Annotated in this window: 21 protein-coding genes; 7 read left to right on the top strand and 14 right to left on the bottom strand. The window is 54.3% G+C overall.

From position 1 onward, the window contains the following. The 13 genes from istA to D9K61_RS05585 all read right to left on the bottom strand — a co-directional run. Positions 1 to 567, bottom strand: a 567-nt coding sequence (istA, locus tag D9K61_RS05645; RefSeq protein WP_120632285.1) for an IS21 family transposase, incomplete at its 3' end; no start/stop codon positions are given. A gap of 216 nt (positions 568 to 783) precedes the next feature. Then, on the bottom strand, positions 784 to 1,680 hold the full coding sequence (locus D9K61_RS05640) for a polysaccharide deacetylase (protein ID WP_120632282.1): 897 nt from the start codon (positions 1,678 to 1,680) through the stop codon (positions 784 to 786). After that, positions 1,677 to 2,414: an SDR family NAD(P)-dependent oxidoreductase gene (locus D9K61_RS05635; RefSeq protein WP_162946769.1), complete on the bottom strand. Its 738-nt coding sequence runs from the start codon at positions 2,412 to 2,414 to the stop codon at positions 1,677 to 1,679. Before D9K61_RS05635 ends, D9K61_RS05640 begins: the two co-directional genes overlap by 4 nt. Next, positions 2,411 to 3,193, bottom strand: coding sequence for an SDR family NAD(P)-dependent oxidoreductase (locus D9K61_RS05630; protein WP_120632284.1), 783 nt, complete (start codon positions 3,191 to 3,193; stop codon positions 2,411 to 2,413). The genes D9K61_RS05635 and D9K61_RS05630 overlap by 4 nt, the downstream gene beginning before the upstream one ends. Further along, entirely contained in the window at positions 3,186 to 4,157 is a 972-nt protein-coding gene (speB, locus tag D9K61_RS05625; protein WP_120632280.1) for an agmatinase, read from the bottom strand. Before speB ends, D9K61_RS05630 begins: the two co-directional genes overlap by 8 nt. 30 nt (positions 4,158 to 4,187) lie before the next feature. Beyond that, positions 4,188 to 4,946, bottom strand: coding sequence for an ABC transporter ATP-binding protein (locus D9K61_RS05620; protein WP_120632279.1), 759 nt, complete (start codon positions 4,944 to 4,946; stop codon positions 4,188 to 4,190). 24 nt (positions 4,947 to 4,970) lie between these two features. Beyond that, positions 4,971 to 5,669 (bottom strand): ABC transporter permease, encoded by a 699-nt coding sequence (locus D9K61_RS05615; protein ID WP_120632278.1) that lies wholly within the window; start codon positions 5,667 to 5,669, stop codon positions 4,971 to 4,973. Then, positions 5,666 to 6,373, bottom strand: coding sequence for an ABC transporter permease (locus tag D9K61_RS05610; RefSeq protein ID WP_120632277.1), 708 nt, complete (start codon positions 6,371 to 6,373; stop codon positions 5,666 to 5,668). The genes D9K61_RS05615 and D9K61_RS05610 overlap by 4 nt, the downstream gene beginning before the upstream one ends. Positions 6,374 to 6,381: 8 nt before the next feature. Continuing rightward, positions 6,382 to 7,170 (bottom strand): ABC transporter substrate-binding protein, encoded by a 789-nt coding sequence (locus D9K61_RS05605; protein WP_120632283.1) that lies wholly within the window; start codon positions 7,168 to 7,170, stop codon positions 6,382 to 6,384. A 55-nt stretch (positions 7,171 to 7,225) separates the two neighbouring features. After that, positions 7,226 to 7,615: a RidA family protein gene (locus tag D9K61_RS05600; protein WP_120632276.1), complete on the bottom strand. Its 390-nt coding sequence runs from the start codon at positions 7,613 to 7,615 to the stop codon at positions 7,226 to 7,228. Continuing rightward, a complete protein-coding gene (locus D9K61_RS05595) occupies positions 7,612 to 8,607 on the bottom strand; it encodes a threonine/serine dehydratase (RefSeq protein ID WP_120632275.1) in 996 nt (331 codons plus the stop codon). The genes D9K61_RS05600 and D9K61_RS05595 overlap by 4 nt, the downstream gene beginning before the upstream one ends. After that, positions 8,604 to 9,539, bottom strand: coding sequence for a dihydrodipicolinate synthase family protein (locus tag D9K61_RS05590; RefSeq protein ID WP_120632274.1), 936 nt, complete (start codon positions 9,537 to 9,539; stop codon positions 8,604 to 8,606). The genes D9K61_RS05595 and D9K61_RS05590 overlap by 4 nt, the downstream gene beginning before the upstream one ends. 103 nt (positions 9,540 to 9,642) lie before the next feature. Next, entirely contained in the window at positions 9,643 to 10,635 is a 993-nt protein-coding gene (locus D9K61_RS05585) for a LysR family transcriptional regulator (protein WP_120632273.1), read from the bottom strand. 470 nt (positions 10,636 to 11,105) lie between these two features. Between D9K61_RS05585 and D9K61_RS05580 the strand changes: the two genes are divergently transcribed. Beyond that, positions 11,106 to 11,759: an SDR family NAD(P)-dependent oxidoreductase gene (locus D9K61_RS05580; protein WP_162946767.1), complete on the top strand. Its 654-nt coding sequence runs from the start codon at positions 11,106 to 11,108 to the stop codon at positions 11,757 to 11,759. Positions 11,760 to 11,840: 81 nt separating this feature from the next. Then, entirely contained in the window at positions 11,841 to 12,437 is a 597-nt protein-coding gene (locus tag D9K61_RS05575) for a helix-turn-helix domain-containing protein (RefSeq protein WP_216825758.1), read from the top strand. Positions 12,438 to 12,777: 340 nt separating this feature from the next. Here D9K61_RS05575 and D9K61_RS05570 read toward each other — a convergent pair whose 3' ends face one another. Then, positions 12,778 to 13,812 (bottom strand): GlxA family transcriptional regulator, encoded by a 1,035-nt coding sequence (locus tag D9K61_RS05570; protein ID WP_120632270.1) that lies wholly within the window; start codon positions 13,810 to 13,812, stop codon positions 12,778 to 12,780. A 168-nt stretch (positions 13,813 to 13,980) separates the two neighbouring features. On the opposite strand from D9K61_RS05570, the gene D9K61_RS05565 reads away from it, so the two are divergent. The 5 genes from D9K61_RS05565 to D9K61_RS05545 all read left to right on the top strand — a co-directional run. Continuing rightward, the gene (locus tag D9K61_RS05565; RefSeq protein WP_120632269.1) at positions 13,981 to 14,913 is read left to right on the top strand and encodes a homocysteine S-methyltransferase family protein; all 933 of its coding nucleotides are present in this window, start codon (positions 13,981 to 13,983) and stop codon (positions 14,911 to 14,913) included. 148 nt (positions 14,914 to 15,061) lie between these two features. After that, on the top strand, positions 15,062 to 16,237 hold the full coding sequence (locus tag D9K61_RS05560) for a trans-aconitate 2-methyltransferase (protein ID WP_216825757.1): 1,176 nt from the start codon (positions 15,062 to 15,064) through the stop codon (positions 16,235 to 16,237). Beyond that, a complete protein-coding gene (locus D9K61_RS05555; RefSeq protein ID WP_120632268.1) occupies positions 16,167 to 17,387 on the top strand; it encodes an NAD(P)/FAD-dependent oxidoreductase in 1,221 nt (406 codons plus the stop codon). Before D9K61_RS05560 ends, D9K61_RS05555 begins: the two co-directional genes overlap by 71 nt. Further along, complete coding sequence (locus D9K61_RS05550) at positions 17,384 to 17,596, top strand: DUF1127 domain-containing protein (RefSeq protein WP_120632267.1); 213 nt, start codon at positions 17,384 to 17,386, stop codon at positions 17,594 to 17,596. Before D9K61_RS05555 ends, D9K61_RS05550 begins: the two co-directional genes overlap by 4 nt. Positions 17,597 to 17,638: 42 nt before the next feature. Continuing rightward, positions 17,639 to 18,673: cytochrome-c peroxidase (locus tag D9K61_RS05545; RefSeq protein ID WP_305794195.1), on the top strand; the 1,035-nt coding region annotated here is incomplete at its 3' end.

Genomic DNA, 18,673 nt, shown 5'->3' with positions numbered 1-18,673 from the left:
GTCGTACAGGATCGACTGCGGAACGGCCCCGAAGAACCTAAAGGCATGAACGTGCCCGTCCATCCAGGCCTCGGCCGTCGCCGCCGGATAGGCCCGGACGTAGCAGGCGTCGCTATGCGGCAGATCCAAGGCAAAGAAGTGAGCCTTCTGCTCAATGCCTCCGATCACCACCATTGCTTCGCCGAAGTCGGCCTGAGCATGGCCGGGTGCATGGTTAAGCGGTACGAACATCTCGCGATGCCGTCGACCATGTTCCCGAACATAATCCTTGATGATGGTGTAACCACCCTCGAAGCCATGCTCATCACGCAGTCGCTCGCAGATCCGCTTGGCCGTATGCCGCTGTTTGCGCGGTCGTTGCCGATCTTCCGACAACCATTGATCAATGATCCCGGTGAACCCATCCAGCTTGGGCCGCCGGATCGGTGCTGACCGCCGGTAGCCGGGCGGGACCGAAAACGCCAAAATCTTGCGAACGCTGTCACGAGATATCCCGAAATGCCGGGCCGCTTCTCGCTGGCTCATGCCCTCGGCACAGGCCAGACGAACTTTACGATACAAATCCACGGAAAAGATCCTCCCGCCCCCCTCCGTTACGAAAAGAAGGGCAAAGATGGACGACTTTTACGCCGCCCGCAGCAGGGTCATCCCGCCGCTTCCGTGGTCGACTTTCTCACCGCCGTTCTCACGTGCCTCACCTCTCATGCTAATTGTGCGACAGAGCCTCTGCCAGTGACCAATGGCAAGGCTGGCATTTATCCGGAAAGACAAACAATGCTCGCGCTAATTCCTGACAACTCTGACAGGCCCAGTGTAAGGCGGTACAGTTTCAGTCCGCAGTGGTATTTCTCCGGCTTGCTCCAAAGTTCGTATGTAGGCAGCAATTTCTTCCATCGGAGCAAACCACGTTTCGCCCGTGCTGACCTCTTGTTCCAGAAATTCTGCAAATACTTCCCAGCGAGCCAGTCGACCAGTTGCAAACGGGTGGACAACCGGCACCCAAAGGCCACCGTATTTCTTGATAACCTCGTATTCCTGCCGAAATGCGTCGAAACCGGTGCGCGGCGCGCGAATTGGCATCATGTAGTCCAGATCAGCCGATTGAACATACTGCGGCCAGTCATCCATACCCCAGTGGGTTGGCAGCTCAACCAGTGATCCATTCTGGGTCTTGAGGAGGTAGGGAATGTCATCACCCATCAACGAGGCGTCGTATTCAAACCCGCGATCCACCAACAGCGCGGGCGAAGCATCAGATATGTTATAAAGCGGTGCACGCCAACCGCGAGGGCGCTGGCCAGTGGCTTTCACGATCACCTCTATGCCCCGATCTAACCAATACGCCTCTTCTTCCGGCGGCAGTTCGTTCGGGTGTTCGTGCAGATACCCGTGGTGAGCTATCTCATGCCCACCCTCAAGGATTGTTTCGACAGCGTCAGGATAGCGCTCGATGCACCATGCAGGGATGTAGAACGTCTGGCGAAGGCCAAGCAGACGGTAGGTTTCGACGATGCGGGCGATTGCGACTTTTGGCCCGTACTGCAGCATCGAAATGCCTGACAACCTTCGGTGCCCGTCATTCGGGTGTGCGATATGAATAAGACTGTCTGCATCCATATCAAATGTAACACAGGCCGCGCACTTCGCACCGTTTGGCCAAGGGATAGGGTTATTAATCATGGCATTACACTCCCACCGTTAATGCCGATACCCTGGCCGGTGATGAAATTAGCCCGGTCGCTGCCCAGAAACAGAGCCATTTCCGCCACTTCCTGAGGCGTTCCAAACCGCCCCGCCGGAATATCAAGTTCCTTGCGGCGCCATTCGTCGGTCATCTGTTCTGCACCCAACATGTCCGTATCGATTGGACCGGGGCACAAAGCATTGACAGTGATCTGCGGGGCGAATTCCTTAGACCAAGACCGCACAAGCCCCATCACACCGTGCTTTGAAGCGACATAAGGCGAAAAGGTCTCGCGTCCGGAATAACCGAGATCCGAAGAGGTCAGAATGACCTTTCCACCCCGGCCGCTCATTTGCAAAATAGCCGCTTGGCCGATCAGAAAGCTTCCGCGAAGGTTGATGGCGATGACCTGATCAAACTCCTCGATAGGAGTTTCCAGTAGCGGGCGCTCATGAATGATACCTGCGCAATGAACCACAGCATCTGCAAGTCCAAAGACATTGGCCAGTCGCTCCATCGTCTCGTTCACAGACTCCGGGCTTGAGACGTCACACTGAACCGAAGCTGCCCGGTCGCCGGACTTGGTAATATGTTCGACGGTTGCCGCCGTGTCTTTAATGTCAGCGCATAGAACCTGTGCGCCCGCCGCACCATAGGTTTTGGCCACAGCCGCGCCGATGCCACCAAAGGCCCCTGTGACCAGGACGGATTTACCAGAAACGCTGATCACGCCATCACCTCGCCGCGGTCCACATTCCATGCTTGTCCAGTGATGTTTCTGGCAGCGTCGGAAGCCAAGTATAGATAGGTAGAAGCCATGTCTTGCGGTTCCATCAAGCCGTCGATGACTTGCGCACCGGTGATCTCTGCCAAAAGGTCATCCTCGCTTCGCCCGGTCTGAAGCGACATGTTTTTCAGCGACAACATTGAGGCTTCGGTTTTAACCCAGCCCGGGCAGACCGCATTAACAGTAATACCCTTTGGTCCCAATTCATGCGCGATGGATCGCATGAAGCCCAGATTGGCATGTTTGGTACAACAATATGCCGAGAACCCGGGCACTGCAGTTCGGCTCCAAATTGACCCGGTTAGGATGACGCGACCACCAGCCCCCATTTTCCGGGCTGCGTGCCGTGTCATCAGAAATGTGCCCATCACGTTGATGTCGACGATCCGGCGGAACATATCTTCAACAGCATCGTCTTCGTCCAGAAGAGGCGTAATACGCTCGAGCCCGGCGTTGTTGATCAATACATCAATGCTTTCAACTGGGGCAAGCGCCTGCTGCACACCCTTACTGTCGGTAATATCGCAGTCGATGCCTGTGACACTTGCGCCGGTTTGGGCGCTCAGTGAGGCGGCCACCTCAGACACCTTGGGATCATTTGCCAGCAGAAACACGTCTGCCTGAGACATAGCAAAACCTTGAGCAATACCAAGCCCGATGCCCCGGCTTCCGCCGGTAACCATCACGGTTTTGCCTGAATAGTCGTATGTTGGGTCAGCCATCGTTGCCATCATCGCTGTGATGCAACATCCGACCAATGGTGTTCATAAGGATCTGGGCCGCAAGAATGGCCGTGGTGCCGGTGTGATCGTAATCCGGTGCAACCTCCACCAGGTCAAGCCCGACAATATTGCCCCGTTTGCACAACCCGTCGAGCAGCTCCAAAATCTCATAATAAAGAAATCCGCCATGGCTGGGTGTACCGGTGCCCGGTGCGATCGAGGGATCAAACCCATCAATGTCGATGGTCACGTAGTAGCGGACGCCTTCTGGAATACGTGACAGAACTTTATCAACCCCCAGCTTGCGGAATTGCCGAACCGAAAGAATGTCGGACCCCATGGCGCGGGCATCGTCATAACCTTCTTTGGCGGTGGACGAGACGTTTCGGATGCCAATCTGGCTCAATCCCGTCACATATGGCTTTTCGGCAGCGCGCCGCATTGGGTTGCCGTGACCGTAACGCACACCGTGGCGTTCATCGACAAAATCCAGATGAGCGTCGATCTGCACGATATGGATAGGTTCTTGTTCGTCAAAGGCATTAACACATGGAATATTGATCGAATGATCGCCGCCAAGCGTTATCGGAATCGCGCCTGCTTTTAGGATCTGACGCACACCATACTCAATGTTGGCGTGGCTTTTCATCGTATCGGTATGAACGATATCTGCATCACCAATATCGACGACTTTTACTTCGCCCGCCGGCATGTAGGTGATGTCGTCCTCGTGGTCATATGCGCCGCCATGACCAAAGGAAAACAGTGTCGAGGCTTCGCGAATTGAGCGGGGTCCAAATCGCGCACCTGACCGGAACTGCGTGCCGAAATCATATGGGGCACCCAGCACGGCGACATCGGCATCAATCGCATCCCAGTCCTGCACATAGGGGAATTTTCCAAAGGTTGAGATGCCGACAAAGGGCAAGTTCAACCGTCCGGCTTCATATCCGTGTTCGCTCATGTATTGTCGTCCTGATTTCAGATGCCGTTGTTAATTGAAGTCCGAGATGAAGTTCGCAAACACTTCGGTATCTGGATTTGAAAACATTTTCTCGGGTGCTCCACGCTCGGCGATCTCACCCTGATGTAGAAAGATTACGTCTGTAGATACGTCGCGGGCAAAAGCCATTTCATGGGTCACGATGATCATCGTGCGGCCTTCACTGGCAAGTTCGTTCATAACTTTCAAAACTTCGCCGACCAATTCTGGATCAAGCGCAGATGTTGGTTCGTCAAAAAGAATTGCGTCTGGCTCCATGGCAAGTGCACGCGCAATCGCAACTCGCTGTTGTTGACCGCCAGATAGCGCAGAGGGGTACATATCCATACGCTCACTCAGGCCGACGCGATTCAAGATATGTTCAGCTTGTTCCCGCGCTTCTTTTTTCCCTTTTCCCAACACATGAATTGGACCTTCCATCACATTTTCGATGACAGATCGGTGGGTCCACAGATTGAATTGCTGAAACACCATTCCCAACCGTTGGCGAAGTCGCTCTACTGCCTTGCGATCAGCGGGGCGCCCATCCTTGAAAAGGACCTCTTCACCATGCACGTGAATGCGGCCCGCTGAGGGAACTTCCAACGCATTCAGACACCGCAGAAACGTGCTTTTGCCCGAGCCACTTGAACCGAGGATCGAAATCACATCGTGTGCATGCGCCGTAAGATCAATGCCCTTCAGCACTTCGACCGCACCAAAGGATTTACGAATGCCTTCGGCTATTACGACCGCTTCTTGTTCCTTCATGACAGCCCCTCCTTGGTTTTCATGTTATGTGCGGCCAGATTTGAAGAACTGCGGACTCAGCAGTATTTCCGCCCGTCGCCATCCCCAAACAAGGACTGCAGTCAGCGCCAAATACAGCAACGCAGCCCAGAGATAGGCGGACAGATCGAAAGTTTTCGAGAAGATCAGCCGGGTCTCGCCCAGAAGATCAAAGATCGTGACAACACTTGCCAAAGCACTGGCCTTGATCAGCAGAATGACTTCGTTGCCAAGCGCCGGCCATGCTATCCGATAAGCATGTGGAAAAATCACCCGGCGGTACAGTGAAACCGGAGACATACCCACGGCTTTCGCCGCTTCGACTTCACCGGCGGGGACGCCCATAAGACCACCGCGCAAAATCTCAATCTGATATGCGGTTGAGCTGATGACAAAGGTCAGCATCGCACAGTTATAGGGTTCACGAAAAAACGACCAAAGCCCCCATTCCTGAAGGAAAGGCCGAAACTGCCCTGAACCGTAGTAGATGAGAAAAAGCTGCGCCAGCATCGGCGTGCCACGAATAAATGATACATAGATGCGGACCGGGATACTGAACACCGGATGCCCATTCAGGCGCACGATGGCGAGCATTGGGGCAAGGAAAGCCGCTAGGATTGCACCGACGCCCGCCAGCTGGACTGTCACCCACAAACCTTCAAGGTAATTGGGCCAGTATTGTATGAGTAGCTCGATTGGGTTCACGATCCTGCCCTCCGAACACCGCGGTTGGCATGACGTTCCATTTTCGCCAGACCAGCCTCAGAAATCAGACAAAGAATCCAGTAGATCAGGCACGCGGCCAGGTAGAAGTTGAACGGGAGCTTGGTAAAGCCCGCAGCAACCTTTGTCATTCTCATGAGGTCGTCCAGCGCGATCACCGACACCAACGCAGTATCTTTCAAAAGGTTGATCCACAGGTTGCCCAATCCGGGCAAAGCAAACCGCCAGACCTGCGGAACCTTAACACGGGTGAAAATCTGCATCGGCGTCATGCCGATGGCCTGAGCTGCTTCTGTCTGACCAGGATCAAGTGATTGAAACGCGCCGCGCAGTACTTCAGCGGCAAAAGCGCCAAAAACCATACCAAGTGCAATGACACCTGCTAACATCGGGGAGAATTCAACAGGATCTGCCCCAATAGATTTCATGACTAAATTGAGTAAGACCCCGACGCCGTTGTATATTACAAACAGCGTCAGGATTTCCGGAAGGCCGCGCATCGTTGTCGTGTAAAGACGCGCGACCAACCGTAGGGAGCCTGAGTTTGCGAGAGACAGCGTGGAAAAGGCAAACCCGAGCAACAGGCCCAAGGGTAGTGCCAGCAATGCGAGTTGCAGCGTGATGCCGAGGCCAGCAAGCAGCTCATCCCCCCATCCCGCGTCTCCATATGCAAACAGATCAAACATGCGATATATTATTCCGCTTTCATGGTGCGAACGTTGATATCAAAGTACTTGTCGTTGATTTCCTTGTAGGTGCCATTCTCGATAATCGCAGCAAGTGCGGTGTTGATAGCTTCGACCAGTTCGGTATCTTCCTGACGGATCGCGATGCCAACGCCATCTCCAACAAACTCTGGATCTGTGATCGGTTCGCCGATGATTTCGCAGCACGCACCATCATCTGTTTTAAGTGTCCAATCAGACAGCGGAATTGTATCTCCTACCATCAGGTCAAGACGGCCGCTGGCCATGTCCAGATTGGCATCATCCTGGCTCGCATAGAGACGTAGATCGGCTTCGGGATAAACAGCCTGAATAAAGTCAGCCTGCGTCGTGCCGCTTTGAGCGCCAAATGTCATGCCGGACAGTGCTTCAGTGGAAAAGTCGGTGATTCCCGCGTCCTTGGCGGCAACAAAGCTCATCGCTGCCAGATAATACGGGTCAGAGAAAGCAACCTGTTTTTTACGCTCTTCTGTGATGAACATCGAGGCAATCACGAAATCATATTTATTGGCGATCAGACCCGGGATGATCCCATCCCAATCCTGCGCGACCAAATCACATGTGCGACCCATCTCTGCGCAAAGCGCCAACCCGATATCAACATCAAACCCTGCCAGTTCACCCGACGAGTCGATAAAGTTAAAGGGTGGAAACGCACCTTCGGTCCCGAGCCGAAGATTGTCTTGCGCCTGCGCGGCGCCGGCAAATAAGAGGGCTGCAACGGCTGCACCTTTTGCGATGGTTGTCTTGAATTTCATTTTTTCCTCCTCATTTGTTGCCGCCCTGATTGATCTGGCGGCGTCTTGATCGCGTTTAGCCAACAGGGCTGTAGGCGATGAACTCGATTTCAACAGCTGCGTTGATGGTCAACCCGGCGCAAATCGTTGCGCGCGCGGGGGCCTTGGAGCTGAAGTATTCGGCGTAAGCCGCATTGAAAGTGTCAAAATCATCTGCATTCGGCAGGCAAATGTTGGTTTTGATTAGGTCTGACAACACACATCCCGCATTGGCCAGAATACGCTTGGCATCAGCCATGATTTGGTGTGTTTCTGCGCCAACCCCACCAGCAACGATCTGACCATCACTTCCAAATCCAACAAGCCCGGAAACATAGACGTAATCGCCCGCACGAACGTAAGTAGAATAGGGCAGATCTTCTTCACTGGGAGCACCATGTTCGATGACTTTTTTGGACTGATTCATTGCGCTGGATCATCCCTGTTTATGGCTGAGAGGAATGTCGGTAGGTCAATGTTGCGACCGCTGACAACAACGACAGCCCGTTTAGGAGCAAGTTCGCGGACTTCAGGGCCGAGTGCGGCGATCACTGACGTAATGGACCCGCCCTCAACGATCTGGCCTTCACTGTCTGCAAAACGATGCATTTCAGGGGCCAGACTCTCTTCGGACACCAACACTGCTTTGTCCATGAAATCGCGCACGATCGGGAATGTGTGTGTGTTACGCATCCCAATTGCACCGGTGATGCAACTTGCCAGACTTGGGAACTCTTCGACATGCACGGGTTTGCCTGCTTCAAGGCTGCGAACCATCCCTGGTTCGATTTCCATCGACGATCCGACAACAGAAATTGACGGCGAGATTGATTTCGCCGCCAACGCGATACCGGACAACAATCCGCCGCCCGACAACGGAGCAACAATCATATCCGCGTCGGGCAGGTCCGTAAGCGCCTCAAGGGCTATGGTTCCCTGTCCTGCAATCACCCGCAAATCATCATAGGGGTCAGCCCACGTGTATCCGTAATTTTCGATCAACTGCTCCGCATGGGCCTGTGCATCGTCCTGAGTGTCGCCGTGTACAATCACTTCACCACCGTAAGACCTCATGGCTTTGCGTTTGTTGTCGGGGCAAAGCTTGCACACAACAATCCGCGCCTGGATACCCAGACGTTTCGCCATATATGCCACCGCCCGCCCATGATTCCCGCTGGAGACCGCAATAATTCCGCGCTCTTTCTCTTCATCGGATAGCTGCAGAATGCGGTTAGACGCTCCTCGCAGCTTGAAGCTTCCCGTCACTTGCAAGTTTTCAAGCTTCAGCCAGATCTCAAAACCCGCGCGCTCCGATAGGCTCTCGGAAAACACCAGCGGTGTTCGGCGGATTATCGGATCAATCCGTCGCCGGGCCTGCATGATGTCTTGAAGCGGGATGTAGCTGGCAGGAGATGTCATTCCCGAATACCTTTTCCCAGACCTGCAGGCAGATGTGAAGTTAACGGTGCGAGCATTTCCAGAAGCTGTTCACGGCGCGCTTCGGGTAACGGTGTGAGTGGTGGTCGAAGCGTGCGCCAACCTTCTTCACCGGAAATAGAAGAGATGATATCTTTAACGGCCTCGCTGATCGGAAATTTCAGCAGCGTTTCCGACCACAGCCGGACAAGAAGGTCCTGCGCTTCCTGAACCTCAGCAGAATTTGTCGACCATTCGGCCCTGACTTGCGCAAGTAGGTTCGGTGTCAAGTTGGCGGTGGCAGTGATCGCCCCATGCCCACCAACCTCCAGCAGAGGCCACAACAAGTCATCGTCACCGGAAAAGACCTGGAGTGTCGGGAATTTCCTGACCAAACTCACCATGTTATCCAACGACCCGGTGCTGTCCTTGATCCCGACGAAAACATCAGGAAATCTCTCGATCAATCGCGAAATAACATCGGCGTTTATGGGCGCGCCTGTCGCCTCGGGGAAGTGATAAAAAATAACATCACGCGCCGCATCGCCCAGTGTGTTGATCAGCTCGACAAAAAATTGGAACACGCCACTGTCGGATGCGGGGCGGAAGAAATACGGCGGGTGAACCAGCACACCGGCACATCCCGATTCAAGAGCATGTAAGCTGAGGAGAGCCGTGTCCGCCACCGAACAACAGCCAGTCCCAACTATCAATCGATCCGCCGCTATGCCCGAAGAGACCAGAAATTCCAGCGTCTCCTTGCGTTCCCTCATACCAAAGGAAGGGGCCTCGCCGGTTGTACCAAACAGCACCACGCCATCGCAGCCATTTTCCAAAAGCCATTTGCAATGCTCAAGCAGTGCTTCACAATCGATGACGCCTTCGGACGTAACCGGAACTACAGATGCAGCGCAAACTGATGGCAAGTTGCCCATATCCTACTGATACTCCTGATTGATAGGAGATCACTATGGAAGGATCAGATAGTATTTAAATCAATACTTTCAGAAGTTCACTTTTGTAGAACTAAAGTAAAAGTCAGATTTCCGCCTGCACCGCCGCCAAGCCTTTCAGAAACAATGCGACTCGCTGATCGTTGTGAACCTTGCGATAAGCGACTTTGATATCAGTTCCGTAGGCATAAATTTCTGGCAGAAGCGGCCAAATTTCCTGACGCTCGATCCAATGTTCGCAGGCGTGTCTGGGTAGATACCCCAAATAGCCGCCACTCAGAACCATGCCCAGCATTGCCTCAACCGTCGAAGCCGTAGCGCTCTTGGAAAATGCCGCAGGTTTACGCACCTGGTGATTGTCATCAAACTTTCGGGCGGAAAAATTGGTGTTCGCGACGATCTCAGCCAGTTCGTCTTTATCTTCGACACCAAAAGCTTCATGGGTTTTACCGCAGCACAAAAGTTGCATCTCATTATAGATCACGACCGCGTCCAATGGGCTCGAAATTTCTCGAAACGGACCGATCGCCACATTCAGTTCATTGTCCAACAGCGCGCGCTCCATCTGCGGAGCATTCATAACCGCTATGTTGAGCTCAACATCCGGAGCCATGGTCGCAAAACTGCGGATGACCTTGTAGATGGGACACCGTAAATTCGTTAGAATCGCGTCATCCATCGCGATGTTGACCTGACCGCGCAGATCCCCTTTGAAGGCTTCGATCGACTTTTCGAAACCAATCAAAGCAGCACTCAAAGGCTTTAACTGGGAATAGACCAGATGGCCGCCCTCAGTCAGTTGAAATCCGCTTCGGCCTCGGTCACACAGACGAAATCCCAATCGGGTTTCGAGATTTGAAATCGCTGTGCTAATCGTAGACAGGCTCATATTCAAATTGTATTGAGCCGCTGAGAACCCTCCTGCTTCAGCCACATGAGCGAAAACGTTCAAGAGTTTCAGATCTGTATCCTGAAGCCGAGGTTGTTCCGAAATTCTGTTCTCCAAATTGACCACTTTCCGTTGTACCAATTGACAAGTTTTCTGCACCGTCAAACGCGCTACCACATGCTTCTTCATGCACGATCGCAGATCTCGTTCATCATACTGTAGATATGTACGGACTCTAGGCCCGCTTCCCGTAAATTACCCAGTTTTGGGTGAAGGGCGTTTTTGATGACGAACAAAGAACGCGACATTCAACGAAAACTCAGAGTGCCTCAAAATACCAAAAGGACTGGCAATGCCTGTAAAGCACATCGGTATTTCCGGATGGGGAGTCCAGCGTCTACTGATGGCGAGACGTGCGCCCTGCCCTATCCAGTGATGCACCAATGTCATTGCCAATGGCTTGAGCGCCTCGCGGATCGAGTTCAATCGAGACAGCGCGCTTGATACGGCATGTTCGCTACCGTCGAGATCCGAGTGCTTCTTCGCTGTCAGGTGACTTCGCTATATTTTCCTGTGTCACTATTTTTTTTTCATACAGCGAGAATACAGCTTCAAATTCAGTCCCTGAACAAGCTAAGATGGACGCGAAGGAGACCGGTATGGAAATATTCAGCCTCGCAGGCAAAACTGCTTTGGTCACAGGCGCATCCCGTGGAATTGGCCGGGCAACGGCTTTGCGCATGGCAGAAGCCGGCGCCAAGCTTCTTATCAATAGCCGGACGCCAGAGCGGTGTCAGGAGGTTGTGGACGAGATCAGAGCGACCGGAGGCGAGGCGATAGCGGTTCCACACAACATCTCTAAAGAAGTCGAGGCGCGCGCGCTTGCAAAAGCCAGCCTCGACGCGTTTGGAGGGGTCGACATCTTTGTGGGCAATGCCGCGGCGAACCCATACTATGGCCCCGCATTGGAAGCGCCGATGTCTGCCATCGACAAAATCATCGACACCAGTATCAAATCGAACCTCGTTCTGTGTCAGGAGCTTGTCCCCGGTATGAAAGAACGCAAGGACGGAAGCATCATATTGGTGACGTCGATCGCAGGTGTGCAATCTTCCGACGGGTTGGCTATCTACGGTATGAGCAAGGCAGCCGAAGCCTCGCTGGTGCGCAGCCTCGCGACTGAGCTTGGGTGCTATAATATCCGTGCCAACGCAATCGCACCTGGCCTCGTGCGGACGGATTTTGCCAGAGGACAAAGAGCAGTTGAGAAAGACCGAAAGCACCTACCCGCTGCAGCGTATCGCGACACCTGATGAAATCACTGGTACTGCTGTATGGCTGGTCGTTCCCGTTTGAAAACCTGAATCAAGAGTGTAAGAGTGAAAGGACTGATAGTGAGCGAAGACAGTAATGAAACCAAGCTCTCCGATTTCGTGGGGATGCAAGTCCGGGAACGCAGGCGTTTTCTGGGGATGACGATCGCTAAATTGTCGTCGGTTTGCAAAATCTCTGTGTCGAACCTATCCAAAATTGAAACGGCACAAGTATCCCCTTCGCTCAGCTCGCTCGACGCGATCGCACAGGCGCTTGGCGTCCCGGTTTCCTTTCTGTTCCGGGGCTTCAAGGACGAAGGGTTTTTGGTTCAAGTTCCAAAAGGTCAGGGCCTGATCACTGAACGGCAGGGCAAAGGCGGAAGCCACGAATATGAGCTGCTGACCAACAATGCAGGCCAGGTCCAAACAGTACAACCATTTCTCGTCTCATTGGATGCCGTGGGCGAGCACCGCGCCAGTTTCAGCGATCAGGCAACTGAATTTCTGTATGTCCTGGAAGGAAGCCTGCAGTACCGCTACGGCACGCGACTCTTGGAACTGTCAGCGGGTGATGCACTGATCTTCGACGGGCGCACAGCCCATGGGCCAGAGCAGGTTTCAGCAGTGCCGACAAGATACTTGGCGGTTCTGGTACGCAAGCCCGGAGACGTTGTCTGATCCACAAGAGAACCAGCTTTCACGGTTTTCGTTCAACAATATGGCGACATAATTGACCTAGTTGGGCACAAGGTTTGCCACGGACATGAGGCCAGTTAGTGACAGATAGATCCAGCAATAGTCGTAGGTTAAGCCTTTTCCGCAAGACTCGAAGAGCGGCTATTCCTACCATTCAGTAGCTTCAAATGCCTGCACCAACCTATCTGATGCCGCTGAATTTCGGGGCGTAGCTAACCCTGACTTGCCTGCATGATCGAAAGCAAACCTGAGCCTCCCCCAAAGAAGTGATCCGCCCGTATGATTAGAAAAGCAGAGGACCAGAAATGGCCACTAACAGACGCTATTGCTTCACGGAATCTACCGGCATCAGCAATAGACGCTTCTTGCGATACGTCGATGCAGGCATCCCAACATATCGCCTGAAGGCATTTCGGAAACTCGATGGCTCTGTATACCCAACCTCCTCGGCAATATCGTCGATCGGGAGATCGGTTGTTTCGAGCATCTGCTTGGCTTCCTCAATTCTGAGCGTCTGAATATAGTCGACTGGCGTTTGGCCTGTGGCTTTTCGGAACCTTCGCAACAGGCTGCGTTCGGTCAAGCCGCTTCGCGCAGCCATGGCGGCAACCGGTGTGGCAAGGGCGTAATTATCTGCGGCCCAAACCTGAGCATCCGCAACCAACGCGTCCTCGTGTTGCGCCCCAGCAGTCAGAGACGCGTAGTGAAGCTGTCCCTCGCTATGGGGCTGCAACAAGTAGATCTTGGCAATGCGGCGCGCCTCATCCGGTCCCGCGATGCGCCCAATCAGATAAAGCACCAGATCGCCCCAGGCTGACGCGCCACCCGCAGTTACAATGCGATGCCCGTCGCCCGCGGGGATCAGGATACGCTCGCGGCGCATTTTGATTTCGGGATACCGACGCGCGATGATGTCGCAGAAACTCCAGTGGCTCGTCGCATCGAGGCCATTCAACATTCCAGCCTCGGCAAGCAAGTAGGCTCCGGAACAGACCGAAGTGATTAACGCACCATCGTCTTTTGCTTTCCTGAGCCAGGGGATGAAATGCGCAAACTCTTTCGGCGTTCCCGTGCCAGGGGCAAAGTGAAAATCAGGAATGATCACAAGATCGGGCGTGCCAAAGCTTTCCAACGATCCATCCGGTGTAATGCGCCGTCCGTTGATGTCGCCATAAGCCGCGCCATCAACCGACAGTAGTGCTCCGTCAAAAACAGGCGGTCTGGGTGCGGTCCCATGCAGCATTTCCCAGTCCCGCCCCACGGACGCCAAAGCATCAAGAATACAATAAGCAGTCGATGTTCCGACACAGGGCATGGTCAGAACCGCTGTGCGGCAGGTGGTTTTCTTATCCAGCATAGATTTGTCCGATATTCACCGATTTAGTCAAGTATCGGCATATCACGACACGATCTCGTCAGGCAATACCGGTGCATTGAATGTGACAGTCCGAGCAGGCGCAACGCCACCCAATGTGCTCACAAGTCTGCCCCTCATCAAAACTGAACCGCCTGAATGGAGCGTAAAATGACATCGAGACAACTACCGCATCTTTCTGACCAACTTTTTCTGACAGATGCCGGGTTTGAAACCTGGCTTCTGTTTCAGAAGGGTTTTAACATGCCGTGTTTTGCGGCCTACCCACTGGCACAGCTAGAGGAAGGTCGCGCGGCATTTAAAGAGTACTTTTCCGATATCTTTGATCTGGCTCGACAAAACCGGGTCGGGGTCGTGCTCGACACCTATACCTGGCGCGCCAACCCTAATTGGGGTCAGGAACTTGGACATGATCTGGACCATCTGCAACAGGTCAACGATCAGGCTGTTCGCGACGCTAAAGAGCTGCGTCGCACGCTGGGTGATGGGCTAAACGTCATTGTGAACGGCATCATCGGCCCACGCGGTGATGGCTATGATCCGAAATCCGTCATGACTGTCCAAGAGGCGCAGGCCTATCATGGTTTTCAGGCCGGGATACTTGCCTGTTCAGGTGTTGACATGATCAGCGCGTTAACACTCACCAATGTGCCCGAGGCCATTGGCATCGCAAATGCCGCCGCAGAGCTTGGTGTGCCTTGTGTCATCAGTTTCACGCTTGAAACCGATGGGCGACTGCCAACAGGCGAGTTGATACAGGACGCCATCGCGTTGGTTGATGAAAAAGCCACGACAAAGCCCGCCTATTTCATGATCAATTGCGCCCATCCCGATCACTTTAGCACCATGATCCCCGAGGGTGCCGATTGGGCTCAACGTATTGGAGGCGTGCGGGCAAATGCTTCGCGTATGTCGCATGCAGAGCTTGATTGCTGTGAAACGCTTGACGATGGAGACCCGGTCGAATTGGGCGCGCAATACGCAAAATTGCGCCAGTTGATGCCAAGCATGCGGGTGTTCGGCGGATGCTGTGGCACGGATCACCGACATCTAGAGCAGATCTGCGCGGCACTGGCCAGCTGACATCAAACCAAGGGATCTGCCGTTAACCCAATAGGTGTCTGATATTCACCGATTTCGGCATCTCCCGGCATATCTCGACTCAGACCAAGATGTCAGAACCCAAGCAGATGTTGAAGAAAACTTGCTGAACAACCACCGGAGCGAACCGATGAATGAACAAACATCCGTAACATTCGATGATGCCAAGGCTGAGAGCTTTGCAGAGCAAATGGTTGGTGTCCTGAACGGTGCCTCACTGGCGTTGATGACGTCAATCGGGCACCGAACGGGCCTGTTTGACACACTTGCAGACTTGCCCGGCGTGACCTCCACAGCTTTGACCGTGAAAGCAGGTCTGGCAGAGCGCTATGTGCGGGAATGGCTGGGCGTCATGGTGACTTCGGGGGTCATTGATTTCGATCCAAATTCCAAGACCTACACCCTGCCCCCGGAACATGCGGCAGTCCTGACCACAGCTTCGAAACCGGACAACATGGCTGTTACCTGCCAGTTCATCGGCGTCATGGCGTCAGTCGAAGAACAGATGGTTGCGCGGTTTCGCGATGGGGCCGGGACGCATTATCACGACTATTGCCGGTTTCATGAGGTCATGGCCGAGGACAGTGCACAACTCGTGGTGTCGGCTCTGATCGAACACATATTGCCGCTGGACCCTGGGTTGATTGCGCGCCTTCAACGCGGCATCGAAGTGCTCGACGTTGGATGTGGCGCTGGTCGGGCAATGTTGACATTGGCCCAGACCTTTCCCGCCAGTCGCTTTATAGGTGTTGATCTATGTGAAGATGCCTTCGCCGAGACGCAGATCGAAGCAGCGCGTGCGGATCTGTCGAACCTGTCATTTGGCAGTCAGGATCTGTCACAAGTGACATCGCTTGGCACCTTCGATCTGATCACGGCCTTCGATGCGGTTCACGATCAAAAAGACCCGCATGGTCTGCTCGATCTTGTTTATAACTCATTGGCTGAACATGGGGTATTCCTGATGCAGGACATCGGCGGATCGCGTGATCTGGAAACCAACATCGAAAACCCGTTCGCACCGCTGCTTTACAGCCTTTCGCTGATGCACTGCACCCCGATTTCCATTGGTCAAGGCGGACCTGGCCTCGGCGCCATGTGGGGCGTCGAAACGGCGCAGGAATACCTCGCCCGCGCGGGTTTTGGTCAGATCAAACCCACCGCCTGCCGCATGATCCGCTTAACGCCTACTTCCTTGCGCGCCATTAGACGCGCCCCTTTTTCGGAGACTCAAGATGACACATTCCAATTCAAAAACCGCGATCGTCATTGGCGCTGGCCTATCTGGGTTGGCAGCTGCCACTGAATTACGTGACCGCAATATACCCGTTACAATTCTAGAAGCTTCAAGCCGGGTCGCCGACCCGTGGCGTGCGCGCCATCCGAAACTGCGGCTAAACATTCACCGTCATTTTGCCCGGCTTCCGGGTCATCATGAACCGCGTCATCCCGGCACCTATCTGCCCCGGGATGCGGTTGTTGATTATCTTAGCGAATATGCAACCGGATTGGCGTCTGATATTCACTTTGAAACCTGCGTCCAGTCGGTGCACCGTCTTGAAGGCGGTTGGCAGGTTGAGACCAACAAAGGCACATATTCCTGCTCTCATCTGATTGTCGCTACCGGGCGCGAAAGAAAGCCCGACATGCCCATTTGGCCCGGCCTTGAAGAGTTTGGCGGCAAAGTTATTCACGCTGCCGATTTCGCGGAACCTTCAAGTTATGACGGCAAAAAGGTGCTTGTCGTGGGTGCCGGGAACTCCGGCTCGGATGTGTTGAACCATTTGTCGCGGGCCAATCCTGCGCGGGTTTGGATCTCTGTCCGAAATGGGCCTTCGATCCTGCCCTCGCGGATACTTGGGTTTCCGATGCACCGAATGGCCAGATTGTTTTCCCGCACCCCCAGACGGGCGCTCGATCCGCTGATGGCAGGAATGCAATGGTTGAACTTTGGCAACCTGCGCCGCCATGGATTGCCCCGACATCGCAAAGGTGGAGGGTCACGCCTGCTTGCCGATGGGGTGACACCAGCACTAGATGACGGGTTTGTCAAAGCGCTGAAAAACGGTCGCTTCCAGGCCGTGGGTCAGACGGTCGGCTTCTCGCCCTACGCTGCTGAACTGGCTGACGGCCGCACAGTTGATCCTGACGTGGTGATCTGTGCAACGGGATACCGGACGGGTCTGGAGGACCTGTTTGGCCATCTTGGCGCGCTGGACAACCAAGGGTACCCGCTGTGCCCGGCAGGTCAACAAGACAGCCGCAATCCGGGCCTTTGGTTCACCGGGTTCGGTGTGACATTCGAAGGCTTCTTCTACGCCGCCGGGGTCAGCGCATCCCGTCTTGCAACCAGCATTTCTGCGCAAACCTCGCCGCTGTCGCATGAACAACGGACAACGCATGCAGCCCAACTTGGCGCTCCACAATCGCTTACTCTGAAAGGAACTTTGCAATGACCATGATGGATCAAACCAACGGGCTGACTAGCAGACGTCCCGCGAAGACAAGCGTTGTCAATTTCTTTGCCTGGTGGCGGGCACACCAAAGGAACAAACGTGACCTGCGAAAACTGGCGCAATTGCCCGCCGATCTCTTGCGGGACGTTGGCCTCGAACATCTGCGCGACCTGAAGTCTGACACCGCAGACCACTACCGCCTGCTTTGAGGGCGCGTAACTCTCGAAACCTTTTGACAAAGGGAAAGTAAAATGTCGTCTTTCAAGACAGGAAAACCAACCGTGCCGGCAGGAAGGGCGGGATCGTTTGCGGCGTTGTCCGCGCTGGTTCTGCCTGCAGCAATCGGAACGACGTTGTTGATTGCTGGCGTCCTGACATCTGTCCAGGCCCAGCCGGGAAACCCACTGCCACCTGTTATGCCTTCGGGTCTTGAGGACAGTGACTTCCTATATGACGGCAAGCCGAAGCCAGAGCTTGTCGAACTGGGCCGCAACCTATTTTTCGACCCGATCCTGTCAGGCAATCGCAATATTTCTTGCGGCACCTGTCATGATCCGGCGCGCGGCACCAGCGATGGAGTGGCCCTGTCGATTGGCGAAGGCGGCACAGGTTTCGGCCATAACCGCCGAACTACAGATGGGGTCACCGAACGCATCCCACGCAACGCGCAGGCGCTGTGGAACATTGGTGCAAAAGAATATCGTTCGATGTTTCATGATGGGCGAGTGGAGCCTGACCCACTCGCAACATTTGACAGCGGGTTCTGGAGCCCGGCCCGCGAACATCTGCCTGTTGGTTTGGACAACGTACTTGCCGCGCAGGCGATGTTTCCGGTGCTCTCTGCCGCCGAAATGGCCGGGCAAAAGAATGAAAATCCTGTCGCGACCGCCGTTGCAGAAGATCGCGTAACAGACGCCTGGAAATTGCTCGCCGCACGGTTGGCCGACAATCCGCAATATCGCGACCTGTTTCGCGCCGCTTTTCCGGGCGACTACGAAATCACGATGGCGCAGGCCGCAAACGCGCTGGCTGCGTTCCAGTCGCTGGCGTTTCGCTCGGACCGAACGGCGTTTGATCATTTCATTGCAGGCGATCACACAGCCCTTTCTCTCGCAGCCCGCCAAGGGGCAGATCTGTTCTATGGCAAAGGCGGCTGCGCAAACTGCCATTCGGGTGCGTTGCTGACGGATCACGATTTCCATGCCATTGCCGTTCCTCAAATTGGCCCGGGCAAAGGGCACGGCGGGGATACGAGCTATTGGCGCGAATCTGGTTTCGGTTTGCAC

Source organism: Ruegeria sp. EL01 (assembly GCF_900313035.1).
GTDB lineage: Bacteria > Pseudomonadota > Alphaproteobacteria > Rhodobacterales > Rhodobacteraceae > Ruegeria.
This window is presented reverse-complemented; position numbering and strand designations above follow the sequence as displayed.